The organism is Xanthomonas sp. NCPPB 2250 (genome assembly GCF_056725265.1).
Genome location: NZ_CM161520.1, coordinates 2,405,542 through 2,424,363 on the forward strand (window position 1 = coordinate 2,405,542; position 18,822 = coordinate 2,424,363).

The 18,822-nt window shown below is 69.0% G+C and carries 11 protein-coding genes and 5 tRNA genes; 9 read left to right on the top strand and 7 right to left on the bottom strand.

The genetic code is table 11. The annotated features are described in order from the left end of the window. Positions 1–28 precede the first annotated feature (28 nt). On the top strand, positions 29–229 hold the full coding sequence (locus AC1PMG_RS10115) for a PspC domain-containing protein (protein WP_026144177.1): 201 nt from the start codon (positions 29–31) through the stop codon (positions 227–229). After that, on the top strand, positions 226–675 hold the full coding sequence (locus AC1PMG_RS10120; RefSeq protein ID WP_481111516.1) for a hypothetical protein: 450 nt from the start codon (positions 226–228) through the stop codon (positions 673–675). The genes AC1PMG_RS10115 and AC1PMG_RS10120 overlap by 4 nt, the downstream gene beginning before the upstream one ends. Before the next feature lie 130 nt (positions 676–805). On the opposite strand, the gene AC1PMG_RS10125 is transcribed toward AC1PMG_RS10120, so the two are convergent. Beyond that, a complete protein-coding gene (locus tag AC1PMG_RS10125) occupies positions 806–2,017 on the bottom strand; it encodes an NAD(P)/FAD-dependent oxidoreductase (protein ID WP_342071894.1) in 1,212 nt (403 codons plus the stop codon). Positions 2,018–2,194: 177 nt separating this feature from the next. On the opposite strand from AC1PMG_RS10125, the gene AC1PMG_RS10130 reads away from it, so the two are divergent. The 3 genes from AC1PMG_RS10130 to AC1PMG_RS10140 all read left to right on the top strand — a co-directional run bounded on the left by AC1PMG_RS10130 (position 2,195) and on the right by AC1PMG_RS10140 (position 6,579). Beyond that, on the top strand, positions 2,195–2,410 hold the full coding sequence (locus AC1PMG_RS10130) for a hypothetical protein (protein ID WP_017907884.1): 216 nt from the start codon (positions 2,195–2,197) through the stop codon (positions 2,408–2,410). Positions 2,411–2,554: 144 nt separating this feature from the next. Next, a complete protein-coding gene (locus tag AC1PMG_RS10135; RefSeq protein ID WP_481111650.1) occupies positions 2,555–4,120 on the top strand; it encodes a hybrid sensor histidine kinase/response regulator in 1,566 nt (521 codons plus the stop codon). 95 nt (positions 4,121–4,215) lie between these two features. After that, on the top strand, positions 4,216–6,579 hold the full coding sequence (locus tag AC1PMG_RS10140; RefSeq protein WP_481111517.1) for a Tex family protein: 2,364 nt from the start codon (positions 4,216–4,218) through the stop codon (positions 6,577–6,579). 79 nt (positions 6,580–6,658) lie between these two features. On the opposite strand, the gene AC1PMG_RS10145 is transcribed toward AC1PMG_RS10140, so the two are convergent. The 3 genes from AC1PMG_RS10145 to AC1PMG_RS10155 form a co-directional block, all read right to left on the bottom strand. Beyond that, a complete protein-coding gene (locus AC1PMG_RS10145; RefSeq protein WP_481111518.1) occupies positions 6,659–10,462 on the bottom strand; it encodes a PAS domain-containing protein in 3,804 nt (1,267 codons plus the stop codon). Between the two features lie 159 nt (positions 10,463–10,621). Then, entirely contained in the window at positions 10,622–11,002 is a 381-nt protein-coding gene (locus AC1PMG_RS10150; RefSeq protein ID WP_481111519.1) for a response regulator, read from the bottom strand. Positions 11,003–11,166: 164 nt separating this feature from the next. Further along, positions 11,167–11,253: transfer RNA gene (locus AC1PMG_RS10155), tRNA-Leu, on the bottom strand. Between the two features lie 431 nt (positions 11,254–11,684). Here AC1PMG_RS10155 and AC1PMG_RS10160 point away from each other — a divergent pair. The 4 genes from AC1PMG_RS10160 to AC1PMG_RS10175 all read left to right on the top strand — a co-directional run bounded on the left by AC1PMG_RS10160 (position 11,685) and on the right by AC1PMG_RS10175 (position 12,191). Then, positions 11,685–11,760: transfer RNA gene (locus AC1PMG_RS10160), tRNA-Ala, on the top strand. Between the two features lie 46 nt (positions 11,761–11,806). Then, positions 11,807–11,882: transfer RNA gene (locus AC1PMG_RS10165), tRNA-Glu, on the top strand. 114 nt (positions 11,883–11,996) lie between these two features. Continuing rightward, positions 11,997–12,072, top strand: a tRNA-Ala gene (locus tag AC1PMG_RS10170). 43 nt (positions 12,073–12,115) lie between these two features. Further along, positions 12,116–12,191 (top strand) — tRNA-Glu (locus AC1PMG_RS10175). Positions 12,192–12,759: 568 nt separating this feature from the next. Here AC1PMG_RS10175 and AC1PMG_RS10180 read toward each other — a convergent pair. Genes AC1PMG_RS10180 through AC1PMG_RS10190 form a run of 3 tightly spaced genes read right to left on the bottom strand, consistent with a single transcriptional unit; the run spans position 12,760 to position 18,817 of the window. After that, complete coding sequence (locus AC1PMG_RS10180) at positions 12,760–14,631, bottom strand: lipase family alpha/beta hydrolase (RefSeq protein ID WP_481111520.1); 1,872 nt, start codon at positions 14,629–14,631, stop codon at positions 12,760–12,762. Further along, positions 14,628–17,702: an efflux RND transporter permease subunit gene (locus tag AC1PMG_RS10185; RefSeq protein WP_481111521.1), complete on the bottom strand. Its 3,075-nt coding sequence runs from the start codon at positions 17,700–17,702 to the stop codon at positions 14,628–14,630. Before AC1PMG_RS10185 ends, AC1PMG_RS10180 begins: the two co-directional genes overlap by 4 nt. Then, positions 17,699–18,817, bottom strand: coding sequence for an efflux RND transporter periplasmic adaptor subunit (locus tag AC1PMG_RS10190; protein WP_481111522.1), 1,119 nt, complete (start codon positions 18,815–18,817; stop codon positions 17,699–17,701). The genes AC1PMG_RS10185 and AC1PMG_RS10190 overlap by 4 nt, the downstream gene beginning before the upstream one ends. Positions 18,818–18,822 lie beyond the last annotated feature (5 nt).

Genomic DNA, 18,822 nt, shown 5'->3' on the forward strand with positions numbered 1-18,822 from the left:
GCCAGCCGCCGTCGCTGGAGCCGCTGCCATGTCGCAACCCCGTTCGCTGTCGCGCTCGTTGAACGACCGCATGATCGCGGGCGTGATGGGCGGGATCGCCCACCGCTTCGGCTGGAACGCGACCCTGCTGCGGGTGCTGTACGTGGTCGGGTCGATCGTCTCGGCCGCCTTCCCCGGCATCCTGGTCTATCTGATCCTGTGGCTGCTGATTCCCAACGAAGCCGATTGACGCGGCCGCTGGCCTGGCGCCGTGCCGGCATCGCTGTCGGCGTCCTCTGGACCTCGCCGAACACCGTCCTGGGCATGCTCGCAGGGACCATCGCGCTGGCCTTCGGGGCGCGCCTGCGCTTCAGCCGCCGCGAACTGGCGCTGGTGTTCGAACGCGTGCCGATGCGGCCACGCGGGGCGATGACGCTGGGCAACGTGATCCTGCTCAGCGCAGACGACCTGGACGTGGCCTGCGCCACCTACGAACACGCTGCCGGTCGCTGCCGGCATCCTGCGGTACGGCTCGGCGACCACGAACGTGCGCACGTGCTGCAGTACATGCTGCTCGGGCCGCTGTTCCTGCCGGTGTACCTGGCCTGCGGCGGGGTCAGCGTGCGCAATCCATTGGAACGCGCCGCCGATCGCTATGCGCTGTACGGCCGCGGTTGGTGGCCGGGGACTGGTTGAGTTCAGTGCACCGACCATCGCGTGTTTTCGCGTAGGAGCGGCTTCAGCCGCGACGAGGCTTGCCCGGTATGGCGGTCGCGGCTGAAGCCGCTCCTACGGATGTACCAGTGGCGCTTGTTGATGGCTCGGCTCAGTCGAGCCGGGAGAAACCGAACAGGCGCTTGAGCGGGTGTGCATGCCGCTCGATCTGCGCGCGCAGCAGGCCGGCGCCGATCATGCTGTAAGTGATGCCGTTGCCGCCGTAGGCCATGGCGAACTGCACGCGCGGGCCGTGCTGCGGGTGCGGGCCGAAGAACGGCAGGCCGTCCTCGGTCTCGGCGAAGGTGCCGGCCCAGGCGAAGGTCGGCTGCAGCTCCAGTCCCGGCATCACCTTGGCGATCTTGCGCGACAGCGTGCGCGCCTTGCTGTCCACGCGCGCGTCGCGGCGCGCCGGCACGTCCACGCTGTCGTCCTCGCCGCCGGCGACGATGCGGCCGTTGCCGGTGCTGCGCAGGTACAGATACGGCCGCGCGCTTTCCCAGATCATGGTGTCGCGCAATGGGCCCAGGACGGAAGGCTCGAGCGGGTCGCTGACGAAGGCGTAGCTGCTGCGGTTGCGGGCCACGCGTTGATCCAGCCAGTGCTGGTTGGCGTAGCCGGCGGCCATCACCACATGGCCGGCGCGCACCTGCGCGCCCTGGTCGGTGTGCAGGGTCACGCCGCGGCCAGTGACCACGATCCGCGCGATGCGGGTGCGGTCGTAGACGCCCACGCCGCGCCGGAAGGCGCGGCCGAGCAGGCGGTAGGTTAGGCGGTACGGATCCACCCGCGCCGCCTGGTGGCTGAGAATCGCGCCGTGCGCCTGGAGGCCGTAGTCCGCGTCCAGCGTCTGCGCGTCCAGCCATTCCACGTCCAGGCCGTGTCGCGCCCGCACTTCCAGCTCTTCCTGCAGCACCCGCACGTGGCGGCGTTTGCTGGCGTAGTACAGGCTGTCGTTCCAGCCGAAGTCGACGTCGCGCAGCGGCCGGACCAGGTCGCGCAACTGCTCCAGCGCCTGCGCGCAGGCGCCGTAGGCGAGGGCGGCGGCAGGTTCGCCATAGCGCTTGGCCAGGTCGATCAGGTGGGTGTCGATCTCGTACTGCAGCAGGGCGGTGCTGGCCGCGGTGCTGCCCCAACCGATGTCGCGCTGCTCCAGGACCGTCACGGCATGCCCGTGCGCGCTCAGTTCCTCGGCGATCAAGGCGCCGGTGATGCCGCCGCCGACGACCGCGACATCGCAGCGCACGTCGTCGCGCAGCTGCGGAAAGCTCTGCATCAGGCCATTGCGGACCGACCAGAAGGGATAACCGCTCTTGAGATCCATGACGCCCCGGCGCAGAAAGGATGTGCGACTTAGGCGCAGGTCCGGTTAAGTCCGCGTGAGCCGCCGCGGACGTCATGTTCGGGCAAACAGCCGCGATTAATCTCGGTGCAGAAGTCCCTCACATGGCGCTGTGTATGGTGCGCGCCAGTTCCACGAATTCCCTGTAGAGGAAGCGTCATGTCGGTCGTTCTGTATATCGGTGGCAGCAAGGACGGAGAGAAGGGCGTCGTGCCCTACGGTTTCCGCAAGTCCATGAAGGAAACCGAGGCAGGCCCGGAGATCTATGTCGAGCGCGTGCTGGCATTGAGCGATCGGCAGGTGCGGATCATGGCGCTGGAGTCGCTGCAGGACGATATCGTGGTAGAACGCTTGCACAGGTATTATTCGCGTTGACGCCGGCGTGCGAACCCCGGTGTGGCCGCCCGCCTAGGTGGGCCAGCGACGGTTCGCATCGACCTGCCATCGACCATGCCCGCACCAGAAACCAGCAACAGCCCGGCGCCCCCGGCGACCGTCGACCCCAACGCGCCCACCGACATGTCCAATCAGCGCAGCGATATTTTCTTCGCTGCGGTGCAGACCACGCGCATGCCGATGATCGTGACCGATCCGCGGCAGCCGGACAATCCGATCATCTTCGTCAACCGCGCGTTCCTGGAAATGACCGGTTACGGTCGCGAGGAATTGATCGGCAATAACTGCCGCTTCCTGCAGGGGCCGGACACCGATCGCGAGACGGTGCGCAGCGTCCGCGATGCGATCAAGTCGCATGACGAAGTGGCGGTGGAGATCCTCAACTACCGCAAGGACGGCTCCAGCTTCTGGAACGCGCTGTATATCTCTCCGGTGTATGACGACCGCGGCGAGTTGGTGTATTTCTTCGGTTCGCAGCTGGACGTGAGCCGTCGCCGCGATGCCGAGGACGCGCTGCGCCAGGCGCAGAAGATGGAGGCGCTGGGCCAGCTCACCGGCGGCATCGCGCACGACTTCAACAACCTGCTGCAGGTCATGTCCGGGTATCTGGAACTGATCGAGCACGCGGTCGAGAGCGACCCGCTGAATCCGTCGCTGCTGCGCAAGAGCGTGGACCGCGCACGCGATGCCGCCGGCCAGGCCGCGCGCCTGACCCAGCAGCTGCTGGCGTTCGCGCGCAAGCAGAAGCTGGAAGGACGCGTGCTCAATCTCAATGCCCTGGTGGCCGGGATGAGCGACGTGGCCGAGCGCACGCTGGGCGACGGCATCGCGTTCTCGCTGGAACTGGCGCCGGACCTGCGCAACTGCCGGATCGACCCGACCCAGGCCGAAGTGGCGCTGCTGAACATCCTGATCAATGCGCGCGACGCCATGGCCGACCAGGCGGCGCCGCGTCTGGTGATCCAGACCCGTAATGTCTCGGTGCGCGCGGACGAACCCACCACCTACGACAACCTGCTGCCCGGCCACTACGTGTGCGTGTCGATCACCGACAACGGCAGCGGCATGCCGCCGGAGGTGCTGGCGCGCGTGCTGGATCCGTTCTTCACCACCAAGGAAGAGGGCAAGGGCACCGGCCTGGGGCTGTCCATGGTCTACGGCTTCGCCAAGCAGTCCGGCGGCGCGGTGCGCCTGTATTCGGAGGAAGGCCACGGCACCACCGTGCGCCTGTACTTCCCGATCGACGACAACGTCGAGAACATGGCCCCGCGCGATTCGCGCACGCGCCGCCCGTTCGATCGCCAGGGCGACGAGACCATCCTGATCGTCGAGGACCGGCCGGACATCGCCGAGCTGGCGCGGCTGTTCCTGGGCGACCAGGGCTATGCCACGCACGTGGTGTACAACGCCCGCGAGGCGCTGGAGCTGCTGGATAGCGGCGTGCACGTGGACTTGCTGTATTCGGACCTGATCATGCCGGGGGGCCTCAACGGGGTGATGCTGGCGCGCGAGGCGCGGCGGCGCCGGCCCAAGATCAAGGTGCTGCTTACCACCGGGTATGCCGAATCCTCGATCGAGCGTACCGATGCCGGCGGCAACGAGTTCGAGGTGCTGGCCAAGCCGTACAACCGCCAGGAGCTGATTCGCAAGGTGCGCATGGTGCTGGACGGACCGACCGGGGTCACCTGACGCGACAGGTCGGCGCGCGCCTGTCAACGGGTTCCCCGGCGGCGCGAGCACTGCGAAAATGCGGGTTTTCCGCAAGGCGGCTTCGGCCGGACGCAATGCACGACACTCAGCTCGCCCAGCAGATCGCCAACACCATCGCCGCCGAGATCGGCGCGCAGCCGGCGCAGGCGCGCGCCGCCATCGCCTTGCTCGACGAGGGCGCCAGCGTCCCGTTCATCGCGCGCTACCGCAAGGAAGTCACCGGCGGGCTCGACGACACCCAGTTGCGCAACCTGGAAGTGCGCCTGACCTATCTGCGCGAACTGGAGGAGCGCCGTGCCGCGGTGCTGGCCAGTATCGCCGAGCAGGGCAAGCTCAGCGACGAACTGCGTGCGGAGATCGTCGCCGCCGACACCAAGTCGCGGCTGGAAGACCTGTACCTGCCGTACAAGCCGAAGCGGCGCACGCGCGCGCAGATCGCCCGCGAGGCCGGGCTGGAACCGCTCGCCGACGGCCTGCTGGCCGATCCGAGCCAGGTGCCGGAAACCTTCGCTGCCGGCTTCGTCGATGCCGACAAGGGCGTGGCCGACGTCAAGGCCGCGCTGGAAGGTGCGCGCGCGATCCTGATGGAGCGCTGGGGCGAGGATGCCGCATTGGTCGGCGAACTGCGCACCTGGCTGGGCGAGGTGGGGGTCATCCGCGCCCGCGTGGCCGAGGGCAAGGAGCAGGAAGGCGCCAAGTACCGCGACTACTTCGATCACGCCGAAGCACTGGCCAAGATTCCTTCGCACCGGTTGCTGGCGCTGTTCCGCGCGCGCCGCGAGGAGATCGTGTATCTGGAACTGGATCCCGGCAGCGAGGCCGAGGCCGGCCACCAGTACGCCGAAGGCCGCGTCGCGCTGCGCGCCGGCATCGCCAACCAGGGCCGCCCGGGCGACCGCTGGTTGCTGGATGCCTGTCGCCTGACCTGGCGCGCCAAGCTGCACATGCACCTGCTGCTGGACCTGTTCAACCAGGCGCGCGAGAAGGCCGAGTCCGAGGCGATCGCGGTGTTCGGCGACAACCTGCAGGACCTGATGCTGGCCGCGCCGGCCGGGCCGCGCGTGACCCTGGGCCTGGACCCGGGCATCCGCACCGGTTGCAAGATCGCGGTGGTCGACGCCACCGGCAAGCTGCTGGCCACCGACACCATCTACCCGCACGAGCCGCGCCGGCAGTGGGACCAGTCGCTGCACACGCTGCGGCAGCTGTGCACGCAGCACGGCGTGGAGCTGATCGCGATCGGCAACGGCACCGCCAGCCGCGAGACCGACAAGCTGGCCGCGGACCTGATCAAGCAGAACCCGCAGCTGAAGCTGGAGAAGATCGTGGTCAGCGAGGCCGGCGCCTCGGTGTACTCGGCGTCCGAATTCGCCGCCAAGGAGTTCCCGCAGCTCGACGTGTCGCTGCGCGGCGCGGTGTCGATCGCGCGGCGCCTGCAGGATCCGCTGGCGGAACTGGTCAAGATCGAGCCCAAGGCGATCGGCGTGGGCCAGTACCAGCACGACGTCGACCAGTACCGCCTGGCGCGGGCGCTGGACGCACGGGTGGAAGACTGCGTGAACGCGGTCGGCGTGTACGTCAACACCGCTTCGGCGGCGCTGCTGTCGCGCGTGTCCGGGCTGTCGTCGAGCGTGGCCGAGAACATCGTGCGCCACCGCGACGACAACGGCCCGTTCAAGCGGCGCAAGGACCTGCTCAAGGTGCCGCGGCTGGGCGACAAGACGTTCGAACAATGCGCTGGGTTCCTGCGCATCGCCGATGGCGAGGAGCCACTGGACGCTTCGGCGGTGCACCCGGAAGCCTATCCGGTGGTGGAGCGCATCGTTGGCGCCACCGGCAAGCCGATCAAGGCGTTGATCGGCGACGGCGGCTTCCTGCGCGGGCTCAAGCCGGACCAGTTCACCGACGAGAAGTTCGGCGTGCCGACCGTGCGCGACATCCTCAAGGAACTGGAAAAGCCGGGCCGCGATCCGCGCCCGGAGTTCAAGGCGGCGCGTTTCGCCGACGGCGTGGAGGACATCAAGGACCTCAAGCCGGGCATGGTGCTGGAGGGCGTGGTCAGCAACGTCGCCGCCTTCGGCGCGTTCGTCGACATCGGCGTGCACCAGGACGGCCTGGTGCACATCTCCGCGCTCTCGGACAGCTACGTCAAGGATCCGCGCGACGTGGTCAAGGCCGGCGACATCGTCAAGGTCAAGGTGCTGGAAGTGGACGTGGCGCGCAAGCGCATCGCACTGACCCGGCGTCTGGACGACACGCCGGCGCCGGCGCGTCCGGCCGACCGCGACAACGGCGCACGCAATGCCGGCGGCCCGCCGCGGCGCGAGCGCGACGGGCGCGGCAATCCGGGCGGCGGCAATGCCAAGCCGCGGCCGGCTGCCGCGGCGCCGGTCAACAGTGCACTTGCCGACGCGTTCGCGCGCGCCAAGCGCAGCTGAGGTTCCAGCAGAAAAAATCCGGCGCGCTCGCGCCGGTGCATCCAGTGCCGGCCGCACAGTGCGGCCGCGCAGCGCCGAATCAGGCCGATTCGGCGCGTTGGCTCTGGTCGGTGGCGAGCGCGGCCGGTGCCGGCGCCACCAGCGAGGCGGCCAGCCCGAGCAGCTTGACCGGATCCACCGGCTTACCCAGGTGCGCATCGAAGCCGGCCTCCAGGGCCAGCGCGCGATCCTCGCTGCGCACGTAGGCGGTCAGCGCGATGGCCGGGATGCGGCTGGCCGCGCCGGCGCCACGGGCGCGGATGCTGCGGATCAGGCTGTGGCCGTCGCGGTGCGGCATGCCGACGTCGCTGACCAGCAGCGCATACGGCCGTTCGCGCAGCAGCGCTTCGGCATCGTCGGCGCAGACCGCGGCCTCGACCACGGCGCCGGCTTCCTGCAGGAAACGCTGGGTGACGCCCCGCGAATCCATGTCGTCGTCCACCACCAGCACGCGCACGCCATCCAGGCGAATGCCGTCACGCCGCAGCATGCCGCGGGACAGGGCGGCGTCGTTGCCACGGCGGATCGGATCCAGACTCTGCACGTCGTTGCGCGGCAGCAGCAGGGTGAAGGTCGCGCCGAGGCCGACGCCGTCGCTGCTGACCGACAACTGTCCCTGGTGCAGTTCGGCCAGCTGCTTGGCGATCGCCAGGCCCAGGCCGAGGCCGCCGGCGCTGCGCGTGCTGCTCGCGTCGGCCTGGCGGAAGCGGTCGAACACGTGCGGCAGGAACGCCGGGTCGATGCCGATGCCGGTATCGCCGACGGCGATGCGGACGTGGGTGCTGGTGCTGTCCAGGGTCACCGTGACCGTGCCGGCGCTGGGGGTGAACTTGATCGCGTTGCCGATCAGATTGGTCAGCACCTGCTGCAGCCGCACCCGATCGCCGAGATAGGGCAGGGCGGTCGCTTCGTCGGCGACCAGCACGATGTCGATGCCCTTGTTCTGCGCGCCGGGGCGCGCCGCATCGATGGTCTCGCTCAGCAGTGCGCGCAGGTCCAGCTCGCCGGCCTCCAGTCGGACCTTGCCGGACAGGATGGCGCTCATGTCCAACAGGTCGTCGATGATCTGCGCCTGCGAATGCGCACTGCGCTCGATCACCTCCAGGCCCTTGCTCAGATCCTTCTCGCGCACCGCATCGTCCTGCATCAGCCGCGACCAGCCCAGGATGGCGTTCAGCGGCGTGCGCAGTTCGTGGCTGAGCGTGGCCAGGAACTCGTCCTTCATGCGGCTGGCGCGTTCGGCCTCGCTGCGCGCGCTCTGCTCGGCGGCGAGCAGTTGCTGCAGGCGCAGGTCGGTGCCGCGGCGCTCGATGATGATGCCGGCCAGGTGCGAGGCGGAGCGCGCAAGATCCTGTTCGTGCGGGTTGGGGTAGTGCACGAACGGGTAGTACAGCGCGACCACGCCCAGCACTTCGCCATCGCTGGCCAGGATCGGCGTCGAGCAGCAGGCGACGATGTCCGCCTCCAGGGCGGTCGCCAGATACGCCTGCCAATGCGGGTTCACCCGCACGTCGCTGCACAGCACCTGCCGGCGCAGGTAGGCGGCGCGCCCGCAGCAGCCGGTGTTGGGGTCGATCGGCAGGCGCTGCACCGCCTTGCGGAAGGCGGGCGGCATGCTCGGCGCGGCGCCTTCCAGCAGGCACTGGCGGTGCTCGTCGACCAGCATGATGGTACAGCGCAGGCCGACATCGCTCTGCGACTCGATGCCGCGCGCGATCGCCTCCAGCACCGTGCTCAGCGGCTTGCCGGTGGTGATCATCTCCAGCGCCGCGCGCTCTGCGGTGGTGGCATTCTCGATGCGCTTGCGCTCGGAGATGTCCAGCAGCGAGCCGATGAAGCCCAGGAACTGGCCGGACGAGCTGAAGCGCGGCGTGGCGGTGTCCACGCACCAGCGGTACTCGCCGTCATGGCGGCGCAGGCGGTATTCCACGGTGTAGGCGCGGCGGTCGGCGCAGGCGCGCGCGAGGGTACGGCCGACCGTGGCCAGGTCGTCGGCATGGATCATTTCCTGCCAGCCGCTGCCCAGCGCCTCCTGCTCGCTCTGCCCTGTGAACAGATACCACTGGCGGCTGATGTATTCGCAGTCGCCGTCGGCGTTGGACATCCAGATCATCACCGGCGCGTTGTCGCACAGCTGACGGAAGCGCATTTCGCTTTCCTGCAGGCGCTGCTCGACCAGGCGGCGGTCGTGGATGTCGGTATTGGTGCCGATCCAGCGCACGATGCGGCCGCTGTCGTCGCGGATCGGCAGGGCGCGGCCGAGATGCCAACGGTACTCGCCGTCGTGGCGGCGCAGCGGGTACTCGATCTCGTACGGCTTGCCGCTGCGCAGCGCTTCCGGCCACACCTCCATCACCCGCGCCAGGCCTTCCTCGGTGTGCACATGGCGCCAGCTGTCGTAGCCGGCCTCGCCGACCGGCAGCCCGGTGTACTCGTACCAGCGACGGTTGAAGTAGTCGACGTGGCCGTCGGGCATGGCGGTGAACACGATCTGCGGCATCGCATCGGCCAGTTCGCTCAGGCGCGCGGCACTGCTGGCCAGTGCGCTTTGCGCGCCCGCGCGTTGCATCGATTCCCAGCAGCGCGCCGCCACCAGCCGCACCAGCTCGATCTCGGCTGAGGTCCACACGCGCGGCTGGGCCTGGTGCACGCCGATCGCGGCCACCAGGCGGCCGGCCTTGTGCAGCGGTGCGGTCAGCACGGCGCGCATGCCCAGACGACGGTAGTTCGGATCGTCCAGGCGCATCGGCGGCTGGTGGGTCTCGGTGTCCTGCACCACCCACGGCCGGTTTTCGCGCATGCAGTCCAGCAGGTCGCTGCCGAAATCGCTGAAGCGCGAGCGCCCGGTCAGGTGCGAGGCGCCGTCGACGTAGTCGGCGCGCACGTCGAACACGTCCTCGTCGGCCTCGACGATCGCGTAGGCGCAGCGGTTGGCGCCGAGGTGCTGGCCGAGCAGGGCAGCACCGGTCTCGCAGATGGCTTCGGTGCTGTGCAGGTTCTGCAGGGTGTCCTCGAGCATCAGCAGGAAGCTGTCGTGCGCCTGCGCGCGCGCCTGTTCGGTGCGGTCGATGCCATGCACCAGGATTCCGCTGACCCGGCCCTCGGCGTCGTGCATCGGCTGGTACACGCATTCCAGCGTGGTCTCCGAGGTCGCTTCGTGCGGACTGCGGCACAGTTGGAAGGTCATCGACTCGTCGATGAACGGCACGCCGCTGGTGCGGACGTTGTCGAGCAGGCCAATGACGCCCTGTTGCTGGATTTCGGGGATGGCCTCGGTCAGCGGCCGGCCGACCACCTCGCGCGGTCCGACCAACTGCTGGTAGCGCCTGTTGACGGTCTGGATCACGTAATCCGGGCCGCGCAGGATCGCCAGCGCCGCCGGCGATTGCTCGAAGGCGTCGGCCATCTGCGCACGTTGCGCGTCCAGCGCCTTCAGCAGCGTGTCGCGTTCGCGCGCCAGGGTGATCCGCGCCGTGTCCTCGGTGCACACGCACAGCACGCCGGCGATGCGGCCCTCGTCGTCGAACAGCGGGCTGTAGGAGAAGGTGAAATACACCTGCTCGCTGTAGCCGTTGCGCATCATCGTCAAAGGAATATGTTCGTTCCAGGTCGATTCGCCGCTGGCCATCACTTGGTCGGCCTGCGCCCGCACCTCGGGCCAGACGTCCGGCCATACCTCTTCCATCGGCCGGGCGAACCCTTGCGGGTGCCGCAACCCGAGGATCGGCACGTAGGCGTCGTTGTACAGGTTGAACTGGCGCTCGCCCCAGCGCACCGCCATCGGGAACCGCGAGTTCAGGCAGATCGACAGCGCGGTGAGCAGGCTCCGCGGCCAGTGCTCCATCGGGCCCAGTTCGTGCTCACGCCAATCGATGGCGCGCAGCAAGGCCCCCGTGGCGCTGCCGGCGGGAAACCGGACAGGAGGCGGCGAACAGTCCTTGGCGTTGATGGCTGAGTCCCTCGAATCGTCCCGGCCAGGCGGCGGGCTTACGACCGAGGATTCTCAGGGGCGTGCGGTCGTCTTGGCGTGAGCGTCCTGCAACGCCTTGATCAGCTGCTCGGACAGGTAGGGCTTGGTCAGCACCACGCCGGCGGCGAAACCGGTAGGGAGCGCGTCGGCGGCCACGCCGGTGGCGAGTACGAAGGGGGTGCCACGCTCGCTCAGCGCCCGGGCGACCGGTTCGCTGGTCTCGCCGGCGGAGAGGCGGAAGTCGAGCACCGCCCGGTCCGGGCGCTCGCTGTCGATCAGCGCAAGGGCCTGCTGCACGGATGCGGCGATGCCGACCACCTCGGCACCGGCCTGGGCGAGCTGCAACTCCAGCAGCGTGGCGTTCATCTCGTCGTTCTCGACCACCAGGATACGCAGGCCCCGCAATGCCGACATCGCTTGCTCGTTAAGGTTTGGGAACGGAAAGTATAGCGGGACCGTCACTGCCACCGCCTAGACAAACGCGCGCAGGAAGATGAAGCGTTTACCTGTGATCGACGTCGACGCGCGCCGCGGCGGTCGCGCAAAAAACAAACGGCAGCCGAAGCTGCCGTCAGTCCTGGTGCCGAAGGTGGGACTCGAACCCACACGCTTTTAAGGGCGGCGGATTTTGAGTCCGCTGCGTCTACCGATTCCGCCACTTCGGCGCGGCCGCGGAGTATAGCCGACAGTTCGGTCCCGCCGCCAGCGCATCTGCGGTTGCCGTCGTTGGAGGGGCAGGGGGAATGGCAGTGGCCATGGTGCTTCCCGAGTACGTCTATATAGATGCGCCGCACGATAGGCGAAGTGTTCGGTTCCTGCCGACCGCGCAAGGGGCGCGCAAGTCCACCCGTTGTGCCGATATCGGCAATCGCCGACATGAGTGGCGGAAGGCTGCGGAGGCGGGTTGGCGTCGCGTGCGATGAGCTTCGTGCCTCGCGTCCATCGTTCGACGTGAGGCGCAGACGTAGCGCAATGCAGGCGCGCGCGCGGACGCTTCCGGTCGTGGTGAGGTCATGTGCGGCGGAGCGAACATTCCGCAAAAAAACGCTTGCGTGTGCCGATCACGATCGTTAATATTCCGCTCCTCGCAGCACGTGGGGCCATAGCTCAGCTGGGAGAGCGCTTGCATGGCATGCAAGAGGTCGCCGGTTCGATCCCGGCTGGCTCCACCAACTTTTCGGACATAGGCCGTCCGCAAAGGCGACATCGTTATACAGCGTCCCCATCGTCTAGAGGCCTAGGACATCACCCTTTCACGGTGGCGACCGGGGTTCGAATCCCCGTGGGGACGCCATTTTTCGCAGGAATTCCTCGCGCGCATCCGGGTTCGGCTCTGCCGAACGCACTGAGTGCGGGGTTTGTACATCGGAAGAAAGTCGGGTAAGATTCCGCTTCTGCCAGTACACGTGGGGCCATAGCTCAGCTGGGAGAGCGCTTGCATGGCATGCAAGAGGTCGCCGGTTCGATCCCGGCTGGCTCCACCACTTTTCGGACATAGGCCGTCCGCAAAGCAACATCGTTATCCGCGTCCCCATCGTCTAGAGGCCTAGGACATCACCCTTTCACGGTGGCGACCGGGGTTCGAATCCCCGTGGGGACGCCACTTTTCGAAAACACCCGGCACTGCCGGGTGTTTTTTTGTGCGCGCGGCGGTCGTGTGCGGTGGCTGCGAGATGCGGCAAGCATGTGCTGAAAGCTGGGTGGATCGCTGGCTTCTGCGAGCGAGCGGTGCTGCTGTTCTTTTGCTGCTCGCAGTGGGGCTGTAATGCGGCGCCCGCACCCTCACCCCAACCCCTCTCCCGAGAGGAGAGGGGCTTTGGTTGCTCCCTTCTCCCACCGGGAGAAGGTGCCCCGCAGGGGCGGATGAGGGTACGGGCGTAGCCTCGCATGGCCAGATTGGTGCAGGCACTGCGCGTCCCGTACCCTCACCCCAACCCCTCCCCCGGTGGGAGAGGGGCTTTGGTTGGTTGCTTCTCCCTTCGGGAGAAGGTGCCCCGCAGGGGCGGATGAGGGTACGGGCGTAGCCTCGTATGGTCAGATTGGTGCAGGCGCTGCGCGTCCCGGACCCTCACCCCAACCCCTCTCCCGGGGGGAGAGGGGCTTTTGGTTCCTTCTCCCTTAGAGACAGTGGGGCTGGTACTGCATCGATGAGGAGCTAGCGCTGCGCCAGCTCAATGCAGCAGCCGGCGGATCTGCAGGATCGCCTGCGGCGTGCGTTGCACGCTGTGTCCGGAGACGATCACCGTTTCCGAGGCGGCGCCGGGCAGGTGGGCGCTCCAGTACGGCACGATGCCGTCGCTGGATTGCGCCAGCGGCACGCGCGGATCCTCCTGCCCGATGATGGAGTGATAGGTCACCTGCGGTGAGATCGGCAACTGCGCCGCGGCGAGGATGAAAGGGTCGTGGTCGCTGAGGCTGTCGATGCTGTTGGGCAGCCCGTCGAGCATGTTCTTGCCCGCGATGTCCTGGAACTGATCGAGGACGCGCCGTGGCAGGCCGATCACGGCGCGTGCCAGTTCGCCCACCGTGCCGGCGGCTTCGGGCGTGCCGCGCTGCGGGGTGGCCAGGAAGATCGCCTCGGACACTTCCGGCATCGGCGCGAACTGCAGCATCGGTCCGAGCCTGGCGTGCAGTGCCTGGCGCGCCTGCGGATCCAGCGCCGCCCCGTCGAACAGGGTTCGCCACAGGCCTTCGCCGTCGCTGGAAGACACCATCAAGCGCGCCAGCACGCCGCCCATGCTGTGCCCGATCAGCACCATGTCATGTGCGGAGACGCTACGGCGGTGCGGATCGAGCTGGTCCAGCGTCTGCTCCAGGGCGTTGCGAACCTGCAGGTGGGTGTAGGGAATCGGCAGGTTGGTCGGGTAGTAGACGAACCAGATCTGATAACGCGCGCGGACCTGCGGATCGCCGAGCAGGTCGTTGGCCAGGTTGACCCAGGCTTCCGGGCTGCTGGCCAGCCCGTGCAGCAGCACCAGCACGCGCCGGTTCGGATCGTAGGGCTGGGTCAGGAACACGTGCGGCCGGTCGATGCCGTGTCCCAGGCCGAGCAGGGTGCGCAGCGATTGCGCGGCGAAGCCGGCGCGCGCCATCCACACGCCATAGCCGGCGCTGAAATTGGCGGCCAGCGGCACGTCGACACCGCCCATCGTGACCCGATCGCCGAGCGAGGGGTCGTAGACCTCCACGTGCGCGCTGTGGCTGGCCAACACCTCCTTGAGCGTGCAGCCGTCGAAGCGCAGCAATACCGTGAGGTTGGGGGTGGACATGTCGCTGTAGACAGGAGCGGCGTCGGTGCTGCGGATGGTGTCCGCCGCCGGCGGCGGCAGGACCGCGACCATCTCCGCGCCGAAGCCATCGCGCCGATACACGCTGCGCAGCCCATCGAAACGCAGGGCGCTGGCCGCCAGCATCGTCTCGGGCATCGGCATGTCCTGCGGGTTGCCGACGCCGCTGGCATCCAGCGTCACCGTCCAGTCGGGCAGGGTGGCGATCTGCGCACCGGCGTCGTGCGTGGCCGACGGATGCCGCCGGTAGCGGGCGAACAACGCGGTCACCGCCTGCTGCACGGCGTAGTTGTAGTAGTCGCGCACCTGGGTCTGGCGTTCCTCGAAAGCGCGTTCGCTGGGCGTGCGTCCGCTGAAGAACAGGTAGGCGTAGGCGTAACGCGCGGTCTGCAGCCAGGCGGCCAGCGTGGCATCGCTGTCCGGGCGTTGCCTGGCGGCGCGTTGCGCGGCCAGCAGCGACAGTTCCGCCGCCGTCGCCAGGGTACGTTCCTGGTCCATGTCGGCATTGCCGAGCAACCGGTCGATGCACGGCGGCACCGTCGCCGTGCAGCGTGCCGCGTCGAGGCCGGCCACGTTCAGCGTCTGCAGCGCGGTATCGCTGGGGCGCGCGGTGCTCAGCGCGTCGCCGCGCTTGGCCTGGATGTAGCGCGCCGCATCCACGCGTTGCAGGGTGACGCTGGCACAGCCGCCAGCGCACAGCGCCATGCACAGTACCAAGCAGGCCAGGATCACGCGGTGCCAGCGCCGCCGCTTCATGCCGCGACCTTCACCAGCGTGCCGGCGCGGCGTGCGAACAGTAGGTCGTACAGCACCGGGATCACCCCCAGGGTCACCAGCGTGCCCAGGGCCAGGCCGCCGATCATGGTGATGGCCATGCCGGTCCACAGCGGGCCGGCGAACAGCATCAATGGGACCAGGCCGACGATGCAGGTCAGCTTGGTCATCACGATCGGGCGCAGGCGCTTGACCGCCGCGGCGATCACCGCCTCGTGCCGGCTCAGGCCATCGGCCAGTTCGGCCTCGATCCGCTCCAGCAGCAGCACCGCGTTGTTGACGATGATGCCGGCCAGCGCGAGCAGGCCGAAGGTGGCCATGAAGCCGAACGGATAACCGGTGACCAGCAGGGCGAGGGTGGCGCCGATCAACACGAACGGAATGCTGGCGACCACGATGAACAGCTTGCGGAACGAATTGAACTGCCACACGAACAACAGCAGGATCGCGCCCAGCGCATGCGGCATGTACTGCAGCAGCGCCTGGTTGGCTTCGGCGGCGTCCTCCAGTTCGCCGCCCATCTCGATGCGGTAGCCCGGCGGCAGGCGCAGCGCCGCGACCTTGTCGGCCAGTGCGTCCACCACCTGGTCGGTGGTCAGGTCCGGGTTGCGGCCGGTGATGGTGATGGCGCGGCTCAGGTTGCGGCGCTGGATCGTCGAGGGCTCCGAACTCAGTTGGATGTCGGCGATCGCCGCCAGCGGCAGCGGCGCGGCGCCGGAGGACGGGTAGATCGGCGTGTCGCCGGGATTGCCGCCGCGTGCATGCGGATCGCTGTCGCCGCGCAGCACGATCGGCACGGAGCTGCCGTCGTCGTGGATCACCGAGGCATCCACGCCGCCGTAGCGCAGTTGCAGCGCCTGGGCGATGTCCTCGCTGGCGACGCCGGCGCGGCGTGCCTTGGCCTGGTCCACCTGCACCACGTAGCGCGGAATGCGGCTGTCCCAGTCGTCGCTGACGTCCAGCGTGCCGGGCAGTGCACGCAGGGCGTCGGCGATGCCGCCAGCGATCCGGCGCAGTTGCGTTTCGTCCGGGCCGATCACCCGGTAGATCGCCACGCCGGATTCGGTCGAGCCCAGGGAGAACCGCTTGGGCTCGGCGCGTACCGCCGGGTAGGCCTGGCGCAGGTGGGTACGCACCTTGGCGATCAGCGCATCGATGTCGCTGCCCGGCCGCACGCTGACGGTGAAGTAGGCGATGTTGGCCGCCGGCAGCGGCGGGTTCAGCCCGAGCACGATGCGCGGGCCGCCGTCGGCGACGTAGCCGATGCTGTCGACGATCTGCGGGTTTTGCCGGCGGTCGGCCAGCCACTGGCTGATCGATTGCACGGTGCGCAGGGTTTCGCGCGCATCGCTGCCCGGCTGCAGGGTCACCGGCATCTGGAACTGCAGGCGGTCGGACTTGGGCAGGAAGCTGTACGGTACCGAGACCAGCACGGTCACCGCCAGCGCCAGCAGGGCCAGCATGCTGCCCAGGAACAGCGCCTTGTGCGCCAGCAAGGCCTCGATCGTGCGCCGGTACAGGTGATACGGTCTGGACGTATAGGTGTCGCCATGGCCGTCGGCGGGCGCGGCATGCGCGCGGGCAAAGTACATGCACAGCAGCGGGGTGATGGTGATGCTGAGCAGCCACGAGCCGAGCAGGGTCACGGCCAGCACGATCGCCAGCGAGCGCATGTACTCGTTGGTGCTGGTCTGGCCGAAGAAGAACGGCGAGAACGCCAGCACGATTACCAGGGAGGAGGTCAGCAGCGGGATCGCCAGGCTGCGGCCGGCGGCCTCGCACGCGGCGCGGCGTTCCTCGCCGGCAGCCAGGCGCCGTTCGATGTCCTCGGCGATGACGATGCCGTTGTCCACCAGCAGGCCCAGCGCCAGGATGATCGCGGCGATGGACACGGTCTGCAGTTCCACGTTCAGCGCCCGCATCGCGATCAGTGCGCCGAGGATGGTCAGCGGCACGATCGCGCCGACGATCAGGCCGGTGCGCCAGCCGAGGAACAGCATCACCACCGCCATCACGATGACGATGGTCTCGCCCATCACGTGATGCATCTTGCCCATCTCGCGCTCGACCACGTCGGCCTGGAAGGTGACCACGTGCTGCGCGAAACCCACCGGCAGCGCCTTGGCGGTCTCGCCCAGGGTGCGCCGCAGCGCCTTGCCGACCTCGGCGACGTTGTTGCCCGGCGCCATCGACACCGCCACCACCACCGCCGGCTGGCCCTGGTAGATGGCGCCTGCGTCCGGCGGATCGACCGGCATCAGTTCGATGCGCGCCAGTTGCGCCAGCGGGATCTGCCGCGAGCCGTCGGCACCCTGCGTCGCGATCGGGGCATTGCGCAGGTCGTCGAGGTCGCGCACCTCGCCGGAGGTGGTCACGGTCATCGCCATGCCCGACGCGGCGACCAGGCCGCCGCCGGCGACCACGTTCTGCGCGCGCAGTTGCTGCGCGACCGCGGCCGGGGTGAGGCCGGCTTCGCCCAGTTTGGTGCGGTCGAAGGCGACGTAGACGCGTTCGTCCCGCAGGCCGTGGAAGGTGACCCGCTCGACGCCCGGCACGGCGTACAGTTGCGCGCGCATCTGCCGCAGCGGTCCGAGCATTTCGGCGGTGTTGAAGCCGGGCGCGGTCACCGCGATCGAGGCGATGGCGACACGGCCGAAGTCGTCGTCCACCAGCGGCCCCTGAGTGCCGGCGGGCAGTTCGGCGCCGGCCTCGGCCGCCTTGCTGCGCACCCGCTGCCACAGCGCCGGCAGGTCCTTGACGCTGTCCTGCGCGGTGACCTGCACGATGGCGCTGCCGGGATGGATGGTGGTGACGATCTTCTTCAGCCCGCTGACTTCGCGCAGCCGTTCCTCCAGCGGCCGCGCGAGCAGGTTCTCCACGCGCTCGCTGGGCATGCCGGGGTAACCGACCTGCACGATCGCATCGCGCACGGTCACGCTGGGTTCCTCCTGCGAGGGGAAGCCGAGAAAGGTGACGATGCCGCCGATCAGGATCAGCGCGGCGCTGAACAGCGCCAGGCGGCTCGATTGCAGGGTGGCGCGGGTCAGGTTCATGGCGAGACGGTGCCGAGGCGGGTGGTGGGACGGAACGGCACGACGTGCTGGCCGTCGTGGAGGAAGGCGGCGCCGGCGGCGACGATGCGCTCGCCCGGAGCCAGGCCGCGCAGGATCTGCACGCGGCCGCCCTCGGCGTGTCCGGTGACGACCTGGCGGCGGCGCACGCTGCCGCTGTCCTGGCGGTACACGAACAACATGGTCTGGCCGTCGGCCATGCTCGGGATCAGCGCGCTCAACGGCACGCTCGGCGCCTGATCGGCGGCGCTGTCGGGCAGGGCCAGCAGCAGCGATTCGCCGCTGCGCGGCTGCGCCGCATCGGCGCCGGTGCTGTCGAACAGCGCCTGCACGGTGGCCCCGCCGTCCACGCGTTCGGACACGCTGCGCAGGCGCAGTGGCAGCGCCTGCTGCGGCGCGCTGCTGCGGTAGGCGAGGACGCTCTGGCCCGGTTGCAGTGCCGCCGCGCGATCGGCCGGCAGCGTCGCCAGCACCTGCGCGCGATCGGCGCCGTCCAGTTGCAGCACCGGCTGGCCCGCGCTCACCAGACTGTCGGGCTGCTGCAGGCGTGCCACCACGCTGCCGTCGAACGGCGCGCGCAGTTCCGACTGGCGCACCGCGCGGCGCGCCAGCGCCAGATCCGACTGCGCGCTGCGCACCTTCGCCTGCGCCGCGGCGAAGGCGCTCTTGGCCGCGGTCAGGGTCGCGGCCGAGGCGGCGCCGTCGTCGAACATGGCCTGCTGCTGGGCGAGCTGGGTCTGCTGCTGCTGCAGGTCTGCCGCGGCGATGCCGACGCCGGCCTCGGCCTGCTGCAGGCGCAGGCTGTTAGGTTCCGGGTCCAGGCGTGCCAGCACCTGGCCGGCGTGGACGCGGTCGCCCACGTCCACGGCGATGGCGGCGATGCGGCCGCCGCCTTCGAAGCCGAGATCGGCGCGTTGTTGCTGGCGCACCTGGGCGAGGTAGCGGGTGCTGTCGCGCGCGGCATCGCTGCCGACGGTTTCCAGCTTGACCGCGCGCGGCGCGTCGGCGGGCGGTGCGGCCTCGCGGCCGCAGCCGGACAGCGCCAGCGCGGCCAGCGGCAGGCACAGCGTGAGAAGCAGGGTGGGGCGCAGGGTCATGATCG